A 10,818-nucleotide genomic window follows, 5' to 3' on the forward strand; every position below is an offset into this window, starting at 1 on the left:
TTAGTGAAAACTGAGCATATCAGCGATCTCTTGCAGGGCGTCCTCGGTCAGTTCTTGATCATCAAAATCACTGATCGTCTTTTCTGTTTCGCTTTTGTTCTGGCAGTGTTCGATCAGCTGTAATAAAAATTGACGGCATGTTTCGCTAAGCTGTTCGATGGTTTTGCGCTGAAAGCGGGCATTGTCATAAGTCATATTGACAGTCAATTTTCCTTCTGCAGCGATTGCGCTGATATCCAGCGACTGTTCACGGTTCCATGTTGTGCTGATATCACCTCCGGCACCCAGCGGAGAGAATGAGAAGGCGTCCTCCTCAGGTACTTCAGCTGTGCGGCCGCTTTCAAATTGACCAAGATAATTAAAGCTGATTTCTGGTGCACCTGTGAAATTGATGTCTTTTTTGCCAGGCGGAGTCAAATATTTGATGACACCGTAGCCGAATCCTTTGTCAGGTACACGTCTCAGTGTATCTTTTGTTGTTTTTAGCACATGAACCATGCTTTCTTCCGAATCTGGCAAGTCTGCGTTCAGTTTAATCAATAACGGATAAATGGCGGTAAACCATCCAATCGTCCGGCTCACATCTATTCCTTTTAATACATCCTCTCGCCCGTGGCCCTCTAATGATAGTTTGAAGGCGGATTGATTGGTCCAATGGCGCAGCGCAAGAATGACAGAAGCGAGCAGCATGTCCTGCGTATCAGTGTTATATGCGCTGTTGGCGTCTTTTAAGAGTGCTGCTGTCTCTTTATCGTTTAAGGTAAACGAAATTGTGGACCGTTGTCCCTCGTGTGCTCTAGTTCCATCGATTTGATCAAAAGGCAATGCCTCTGTTTGATACTCTTCGGCTTCGCGCCAATACTTGAGCTGTTTCATTAGCTGCTGGCTTTCAGCGTAGTCAGAGAGCTTTTTCGCATACGCTTTAAACGAGCTTGTTTTAGGCGGCAGTTTGATATCCTCCCCGCCAGCAGCTTGGCGATACCCTAAAGCCAAATCTTCAAGCAGAACCCGCCATGAGATGCCGTCAACGACGAGGTGATGAGCAGATAAAAATAAGAAATCACCGTCAATTGTGTGGAAAAGACCGGCTTGCAGCAGCGGACCATTCTTCAAATCCATTTTCTGCTGAATATCAAGTACATGGCGCTTGATAAGAGGTTCATACGGTCTATTTCCATCAGTGCCGTCCGGAGCTGACAAATCAATCATCTGAAGGCCGTACAACGCGTCGTCCGAATGACTGAGCGGCCGATTATATTGATCCCACTTTCCTTGTTCATTCTGTGTAAACACCATTCGCAGCGCATCATGATGACACGTTATTGCTTTTAACGTTTTTCGCAGTGCGTCTTCTTGTACAGAGGTGCTTCGATGCAGCATTACGGACTGATTAAAATGGTGTTTTTCTTTTATATCTTGAGAAAGAAACCATTTTTGAACAGGCGACCATTGTACGTCTCCCTCAACCGCAGCTTGGCTGGAACTTGTATCTGAATCACGGATATAAGCTGCCAATTCTTGAATGGTCGGATGGCTAAACAAATCTTTCACTGCCATTTGCTTGCCTATCCGGTGAAGCCGCGCAGATACCTGTAACGCTTTGATTGAATCTCCGCCAAGTTCAAAGAACGAATCAGCTGTTCCGATCTTTTCTGCCCCCAGTACTTCTTTCCATATATCTGCCAGTATTTGTTCCATTTTGCTGGATGGCGGGAGGAATGGACGTTCACCTTCGTGGTTGTATACAGGTTTTGGAAGTGCTCCGCGATCCAGCTTGCCGTTTGGTGACAATGGAAGTGAGTCCAGTTTTTCAATAAACGCAGGGTGCATAAACACCGGCAGCTTGTTTTGTAATTCTGAGCGTACAGCATTTGTGCTCAACCCTGGTTTTGTCACCACATAAGCGCTTAATTCGGTTTGTCCTGACGCTGTTACATGAGCAACTACTGCGGCGTCTTTTACACCCTTTATACACCGGATGACCGATTCAATTTCTTTCGTTTCTACACGGTATCCTCTGATTTTGACTTGATCATCGATTCTTCCGAGATATTCGAGTGTACCGTCGGCCATCCATCTGGCGGCGTCTCCTGTTCGGTACATTCGTGCTTCGGGTTTAAATGGATTCTGCGTGAATGCTCTCTCTGTCAGTTCTGGAAGATTAACGTACCCTCTTGCAAGCCCTGTTCCTGCTATACAAAGCTCTCCCGCAACACCGATTGGCTGAAGCTGATGATTGCTATTTAAAATCAGCACTTGAGTTCCGTCAATCGGCTGGCCGATGCTTACGTATGCCTGCTTTTCCATATGTCTCATGACGGTAGTCGCCACGCTGTTTTCTGTCGGTCCATATTCGTTGGCGAGTTCGGTATGCGGACATATAGCTAAGCTGCGGGCGATCAATTCGCGGTCAGCCGCTTCTCCCGCCAGTGTGACGACTCTAAGCGTCTTTACATCTTCCGGCTGCACTACGTCCAAAAGCGCTCGATATAAAACAGGCACAATAATCATATGTGTAATCCGTTGACGAGACAGCTGATGCTTAATGGCCAGAATATCCTTCGCTTCCTCTTCATGAAGCAAAACGGCTTTTGCACCTGACAAAAGCGGTGTAAACATACTAGTTATAAAGCCGTCAAATGAGAAAGAAAAGAGCTGCAGAATGGTATCTGTCTCGTTGAATGCATAAGCGTTTCGCCGCCACTGAAGAGTGTTAGCAATCCCTTTATGCTCGACCATTACCCCTTTTGGACGGCCCGTCGTTCCTGAAGTATAAATGATATAAGCCAAATGATGGGCAGACGACATTTGCGGCAGCGGCGATTTGTCGTCTTCCTCTACGCTTTCTATCGTCAAGATCTCTCCTTCAAAGTCAGCAAGTACTCCCAGATCCGCTTCATTTATTGTCATCAGCAGTTTCGTTCCGCTGTCGCTGAGGATATAGCGTTTCCGTTCTTTCGGGTATTCAGGATCAATGGGAACGTAACAGCCTCCGGCTTTCCACACACCAAGTATGGATGCTATCATACTGAACGAACGATGCATCATGATGCCTACTGGTGTGTCCGGCTTAACACCTCGGCTGCGCAATGCACGTGCGATTCCATTGGACCACTCGTCAAGCTCCTGATAAGTGAGTGTTTTGTCTCCGCTGACAAGTGCAGAAGCTTTTGGTGTTCGTGCAGCTTGCTGCTCAAACAATTGACTGATTGTTTGAACTCCGTATTGATTCGCTTGCCCGGTGTTAAACTCATTAAGCAGCTGGTGCCGCTCTTCTTGGGTCAGGATGTCGATATGGTTGAGTGTCACCTTCGGGTTTTTGCCGATGATGCTAAGTACATTTGTTAAATGCGATGCCCAGCGTTCAATGGTGGTTTTCTCGAACAATGCGGTTGAATATTCAAAAAGGAAATGAATGTTTCCGTCGCCCTCAGATGCCTGTAGTGTCAAATCGAATTTAGAAACGAGATGAGAAACTTGTGCCGGCTTCATTTGCAAATCATGAAGATGCAATGGCTCGTAATCATTATTTTGAACAACTAACATCGCATCAAACACTGGGTTCCGGCTCATATCTCGTGTCAATTCAAGCTTATCGACAAGCTCTTCGAACGGGTAATTCTGGTGCTCAAAGGCTTCCAATGCTGTCTCACGCACTTCCTGCAAATACTGTACGAATGGCTTCCCGCCCTCCGGGCGCGTCCGAAGCGCCAGCGTGTTCACAAACATGCCGAGTATCGGCTCAAGATCCTTGTGCGGCCGGCCGGCGATTGGCGAGCCGACGATGATATCTTCCTGTCCGCTTAAGCGTGACAAGAACGCGGTGTAAGCCGCAAGGAGCACCATGTACAGTGTGCTTCCGTTTTCTCGTGCCAGCTTGTGAAGGCCTGATGCAACCTCTGGTTCCAGCGTAAATGAGACCTTGTCACCCGCGAAGCTTCGCACCGGCGGGCGGGCATGATCAGCGGGGAGATCCAGCACAGGCAGCTCGCCCTCGAGCTGCTTCAGCCAGTACGCCTCCTGCATTTTGTACGCGTCTCCTGTTTTGAATCCTTCTTGCCATACGGCATAATCTTTATATTGAATGCGCAGCGCCGGAAGCTTCCGATTATTGTACAGCTCGCCGAATTCTTGAATCAGAATGTTGACGGAAACACCGTCTGAAATGATGTGATGCATATCAACCAGCAATAGGTGCCGCTCATCTGATACCTTTACGATTTGGGCACGGAACAGCGGCGCTTGGCTGAGATCAAACGGTTTGATAAATGCGGCTGCGGCCTCCTGTTCGGTTCGTGCGCCGAGAACTGTAGTCTGTAACGTAAACGGCACCTCGTCATGGATGCGCTGCACCGGATCGCCTCCTTCGTCCTGTTCGAAGGAGGTTCGAAGCGACTCGTGGCGCTTGATCAGCTCTTGGAAAGCTCTGTCCATCCTTTCAGGGTTGAGCTTCCCTTCGAGCTCTAACACAGCCGGCATATTGTAGCCTGTCCCTCCGTCCTCCAGCTGCTGAAGGACATAAATCCGCTTTTGGGCAGAGGAAACCGGATAGGTTTCCTGTTTTTCAGCGGGCTTAATCGCTTCATATGGACTGTCCGTTCCTTCACGGATAACGGTAGCCAGTCCTTCTACCGTCGGATGGGCAAACACATCTTTTAGCGGCACCTGTACATCGAATTCTTTGGTGATCCGTGAGACAAGCGCCGTTGCTTTTAAGGAATGTCCCCCGCGGTCAAAAAAGTTGTCGTGAATCCCGACAGGGCCATTTTTCAGCACGTCCTCCCACAGCTGAGAAAGCTTCATCTCAGTCACGTTTCTCGGCGCTGTGTAGGTCTCCGCATCTGCCGCTCCGCCAGGAGCTGGCAGGGCGTTTCGGTCGAGCTTTCCGCTTGGCGTAACCGGCCACTGTTCCATCTCTATCATATAGGCTGGGACCATGTAGCCCGGCAACAGTCTCTCAAGCTGCGCTCGGACTTCGTTTCTTTGGAGCCCTTCTACATAAGCGCATAATTCCGGCTCCCCGCTGTCTGTCCGTACGGTAACGGCCGCCTCTCTTACACCTTCTATACTTCTTAGTGCCGCTTCAATTTCTCCCGGCTCAATCCGGTAGCCGCGGATTTTCACCTGATCATCCGTGCGCCCGAGGAATTCAACATTCCCGTCAGGGAGCCAGCGCGCCACATCCCCGGTTTTGTACATGCGTTCACCCGGGTAAAACGGGTCTTCAAGAAAACGCTCCTCCGTTAATGCCGGCCGATTCAAATAACCTCTGGCAACACCCGCTCCGGCTATGTACAGTTCGCCGATACATCCAACAGGCAGCATCCGCTGATTCTGATTCAGGAGATATAATCTGACATGATGAACAGGTTTTCCAATTGGGATCCGTTCAAGTTTTTCATGCGGCGGACAATCAAAGAATGCAGCTTCTACGGTTGCTTCCGTTGGCCCATAGGAATTGGTTATTGAAACATTTGGAAGCAACTCGTAAAATCGGGAGACAAGATGGGTCCCCAGCTGTTCTCCCCCAGAAAACACTCGCTTGAGTCTGTTTGTCTTAATCGGTACAGAGCGATATTTTATATGTTCTAAAAATGCATGGAGCATTGAAGGCACAAAATGCATAGCTGTGATCTTTTGTTCTTCTATGGCCTTCGCGATCACTTCAGGTTCTTTTTCGCCTCCCTGAGGAAGCAGATAAACAGAAGCTCCGGCATAAGGCCACCAAAACAGCTCCCATATTGAAGCATCGAATGAATATGATGTTTTGTGCATAATCATATCTGAATGCTTTAGCTGATAGCGGGACTGTAGGGAATTCAAAAAATTCACCGCTGATCGATGTTCAATTTCAACACCCTTAGGCATCCCGGTAGAGCCGGATGTATAGATGACATAGGCTAAAGATTGCGGGAGAACATCCACATTCGGATTGGACAAACGATGTGCCAGTCCGCTATTTGTCTGATTGAGATAGACAATCTCTCCTGTAAATTCCGGAACATGAAGGCCGGCAGACTGAAGCAGGAGAATGTTTGTACCGCTGTCCTCCAGCAGAAAGCTGATTCGTTCTTCCGGATAATCCGGGTCGATGGGCAGATAAGCGCCGCCAGCTTTAAGAATGCCATAAATGCCAAGCAGCATTTCAGGTGAACGCTTTCCTATAATGGCAACAGTCGTTTCGGGTTTTACCCCCCGTCCGATCAGCTCCCAGGCGATACGGTTAGCCTGTTCGTTCAATTCTTTATAGGTCATCACTCCATCTTCGAAGATAACGGCCGCCTGATCAGGCGTTTTTTCTGCCTGCTGTTCGAGTGCATAGTGGAGCGTTTGATTCATTGAATAGCCCGTCTCCTCAAACAGATGGCATGATTCAATGAAATCTCGCTCTTCTTCTTTTGTTAAGATTGGAATATTGTCCAATTCTGTTTCAGGACTGGCAGCTGTATGTTCCACAAGCGTGGTGAAAAGGCTGGCCCACCTTTGGATGGTTTCTTTCTCAAACAAAGCTGTACTGTATTCAAACTGACAGAAAAGCTCGGAATCATGCTCTGTAACGTATAGGGAAATATCAAATTTTGATATTGGGTGCTCCAAGTCGTTCCACTGAAGCTGTACATCATTCATTTTTAGCTTTTGCTGTTCCATATTCTGAAGGACTAGCGTTGTGTCAAACAAAGGATTCCGGCTCATTTCCCGCTGCACACCGAGTTTGTCCACAAGCTCTTCAAACGGGTAATCCTGATGCTCATACGCTTCTAGTGCCGTCTGTCTGACTTCTTTCAGAAATTCCTCAAATGTCTTATTACCCGCCGGGCGTGTGCGGAGAGCCAATGTATTGACGAACATCCCAAGAACAGCTTCAAGGTCGGCATGGGGCCGTCCGGCGATAGGTGAACCAATCACGATATCATCCTGACCGCTTAACCGAGACAAAAAGGCTGAATACAAAGCGAGAAGCGTCATATAAAGCGTGCTTCTGTTTTTATGGGCGAGCCGCTTTATGCGGGCCGTGATCTCTTTGTCCAATTGAAAGGTTACTTTTCCGCCTATGAATTGCCGTTCTGCCGGACGTCGTTTATCTGTTGGAAGCTCCAGTATAGGAAGGTCCCCGCTAAACTGCTGCTGCCAGTAAGTCTCCTGCTTTTGGTACGAGTCTCCCTTTTTAAATTTCTGCTGCCATACGGCGTAATCTTTATATTGGATCCGCAATGGCTTAAGCTGCCGGTTTGCATAAAGATCGGTAAATTCTCGGATTAGGAGCTGAACGGATACGCCATCTGAAATGATATGGTGCATATCCACCAGCAATACATGCTTCTCGTTTGACACTTCTATAAGGCCTGCTCTAAATAATGGCGCCTGGCTGAGATCAAAGGGACGGACAAATCCCTCGATAGTGGTCTCTTTACTTAACGTAAACGGCACTTCGGTGTGGATACGCTGAACCGGCTCGTCATCAGCTCCGGATACAAAGGAAGTTCGAAGCGGCTCATGCCGGCTGATCAGTTCTTTACATACAGCAGACAGTTTGGCGACATCCAGTGCACCTTCCAGTTCTAAGACCGCAGGCATGTTATAGGCGACACCCTCATCAAGCTGTTGAAGCACATAGATTCGTTTTTGGGCCGAAGATACAGGATATGTATCCCTTTTTTCTGCTGGTTCAATTGCTGCATACAGATTTTGTTCTGCCTCTCGAATAATTAAAGCTAATCCTTCAACAGTCGGATGAGCAAAGATGTCCTTAAGTGAAACTTGCACATGGAATTCCTTTGCGATCCGTGACATAAGCACTGTTGCTTTTAACGAGTGACCGCCATTGTCAAAAAAGTTGTCTTGGATGCCTATATGCCCATTCTTTAGCACATCTTCAAATAGTTGCGAAAGCTTTGCCTCTAACAGATTTCGAGGGGCAGTATATGGGTTTCCGCTGATTGAAGCATCTGGCTCCGGAAGTGCTGCGCGATCTACTTTTCCGTTTGGGGTAAGAGGTATGCTGTCAACCCATATCCATTTCGCCGGAATCATGTATTCTGGGAGCTCACTAGCCATATAACTGCGTAAATCTATTGTGTTCAGCTTTTGTACACTGCAATAGTAAGCGCATAATTCATGTTCACCGTTTTGATCTTGCCAGATGAGAATGGCAGCCTCACTAATGTCCGGATGATTCATTAGCGTGACTTCGATTTCTTGCGGCTCAATTCGATAACCTCTGATTTTCACTTGATTGTCTGCCCGTCCGATATATTCGATGTTGCCGTCTTCAAGCCGTCTGGCCAAATCACCTGTCCGGTACATGATCACATCAGGCTTGAATGGATCGGATGAAAATTTGTCGCTTGTCAGTTTATCGTGATTGACATATCCTCTGGCAACACTTGCGCCGGAAATATAGAGTTCGCCTGGTACGCCGCATGGCTGAAGCTGTTTTTGATGATTCAAAATATATAGATCAGTACAGCCTATCGGTTTACCGATTGGCGGAAGCTCAGGAATAGGGTCTCCAGGATGAATGGTATACGTAGATACCACATGAGTTTCTGAAGGTCCGTAATGATTGTGCAGGTGTATGCCGCGTTTACGCAACACATCTTGGAAAAGGTCTGAAATCATTAATTGTTCCCCGGCTGCGATCAGGTGTTTGACGCCATCAGGAAACGAGTTCGCAAGTTCTCGCTCGCTGAAAATCATTTTGATAAAAGCAGTTGGGAGAAACACAATATTCGTCTGATGCTTGTTTATAAATGCAAACAGCTGAGGCACATCTCTTTTTATGGCTTCTGGCACGATGTGGAGTGTGCCGCCTTTCAGAAGCGCAGAAAATATTTCTTGATAGCAGACGTCGAAGGAAGGCGTCGCAAATTGCAGAACATCTGCTTCAAAGTCAATGCCGGAGTGAGTATATTCGAACTTCAGCAAGTTAGCCATGTTTCGATGCTCAAATTGAACACCCTTTGGTTTACCTGTTGTGCCTGATGTATAAATCATATACAGCAGATCGTCAGCATTGTTGACTGACTTTATGTTACTGCCGTCTACTTTGCTTTCGATATCTTCTGGATGAGTGATAATGTAATTGTCTTCTAACGATGAGGGAAGATGCGCTTGTGAAACAACATGCGAACAGCCGCAATCATGCAGAATATAACGGATTCTGTCAGCAGGGTAATGCGGATCAACCGGAACAATGGCGCCGCCTGCTTTCAAGATACCAAGAACACCTGTGATAAACGCCGCTGAGCGTTCCATCATAATCGCAACGGGTTCCTGTCTCACAACGCCTTTCATTCGTAAATGCCGTGCCAATCTGTTAGCCGCTTTATTCAGTTCTCTGTATGTTAATGAGCAGGCTTGATCAATTACAGCATGAGCATCTGGTGTCTTTTCCGCTTGCTTTTCAAACATGGCATGGATGGTTTCGTAAACTGGTGTTTGATCTGTGATTTCTCCAATCAGCTGCCGCTTTTCAGTATCTGTCGTGATATCGATTTCTTCAGGTGGAAGATTCGGATTATTTAAGATTTGTGATACAGCATTCAGAAGATGCTCTTTGACAGAGAGCACAAAAGACCGATCGTGCTGCTCCGCATCATAGTTCATTTTGATATGAATTTCTTCCCCTGGCGCCACCATAAGATAAAAGCTGTAGTTGGTTTCATCTGCGACAGTGAAATTATGAATCTGAAAAAGATCAGAAGCATGTTCCTGTTTGTTCAGCATTTGAATCTCTTGCTGCACCGGATAGTTTTCAAATACGAGAATATGATCAATCAGCCCTTGCTTAACAGCTGAGCGGGATTGAATCTCATATAAAGGGTGGTAGCTGTACGCTTCAGCGGCAAGACGGTCTTTTTGCATATCTTTTATAAGTTGAAGAAAAGGCGTTTTTGCCCCCTGCACCCGAACCGGCATCGTATTAATGAAAAGACCTACCATATGTTCAATGCCTTCGATTTCTGCGGGTCTTCCTGAAATGACAGAACCGAATACGGCGTCATCGTTATTATTATATTTTTGCAGCAGAATGCCCCAAATGGTATGAAAAATCGTACTGAGTGTCACTTCTTCTCTAGCAGCAAGCTCTGAAAGCCTGCTGCTTTCTTCCTTAGAGAATGAAAATGTAACGTGTTCCTGCCTGCTTTTTCCCTTTGTTTTTTTCTGCTTCGGGAGCACGGTTTGCTGTTCGTGGCCGGAAAGATAATGATCCCAATAAGAAACCGCCTGCTCTTTGTCTTGCTCCATCAGCCATTTGATATACTTTCCGTATGGCTGGACCGGCTCCAATGTTATTGGGGATGCATTTACATAAGATGCGTAAATATGCAGAAACTCCTTTAGCACAATGCTGAGGCACCAACCGTCCATCATGATATGATGAAAGGTCCAAATGCAAGAGTACTGGCTCTCTCCTGTTTGAATCAGAGCGATGCGCATGAGCACATCCTTTTGCAAATGAAACCCCCGGTCCCGGTCCTTTTCTTTCCATTGCTCGATAAACTGTGATTGCTCCGCCTCGTTTAAATGAGTAATGTCTTCTTCCAGTACGATGACATTTCGTTCTCTCAGAACAACCTGCTGGGGGGAGGAAACATTTTGGCTGATAAAAATCGTTCTGAAAATATCATGTCTTTCTACAAGAGCGTTGATGCTGTTTTGAAAAAACTGCGGGTTGACTTTTCCTTCTATTGTAAAAGAAGCTTGCTCAACATACGCCTGTGAATCTTTTTGCAGGAGGGAATGGAAAAGCATCCCTTCCTGCATGTAAGACAGCGGATAAATATCCTGAATTGAATTCGCTTTTGTCATGTTCAT

1 protein-coding gene is annotated in these 10,818 nt (G+C 46.8%); it reads right to left on the reverse strand.

What is annotated here, in order from left to right; all coding sequences use genetic code 11:
• The gene (ppsD, locus tag BSU_18310; protein ID NP_389713.2) at window positions 1-10,812 is read right to left on the reverse strand and encodes a nonribosomal plipastatin synthetase D involved in synthesis of plipastatin; all 10,812 of its coding nucleotides are present in this window, start codon (window positions 10,810-10,812) and stop codon (window positions 1-3) included.
• Window positions 10,813-10,818: the final 6 nt, after the last annotated feature.

It is taken from the genome of Bacillus subtilis subsp. subtilis str. 168, assembly GCF_000009045.1.
GTDB classification, from domain to species: domain Bacteria; phylum Bacillota; class Bacilli; order Bacillales; family Bacillaceae; genus Bacillus; species Bacillus subtilis.

Excerpts from the sequence above, each read along its gene's own strand:
- ppsD (NP_389713.2), bottom strand. The coding sequence starts at position 10,812 with ATGACAAAAGCGAATTCAATTCAGGATATTTATCCGCTGTCTTACATG.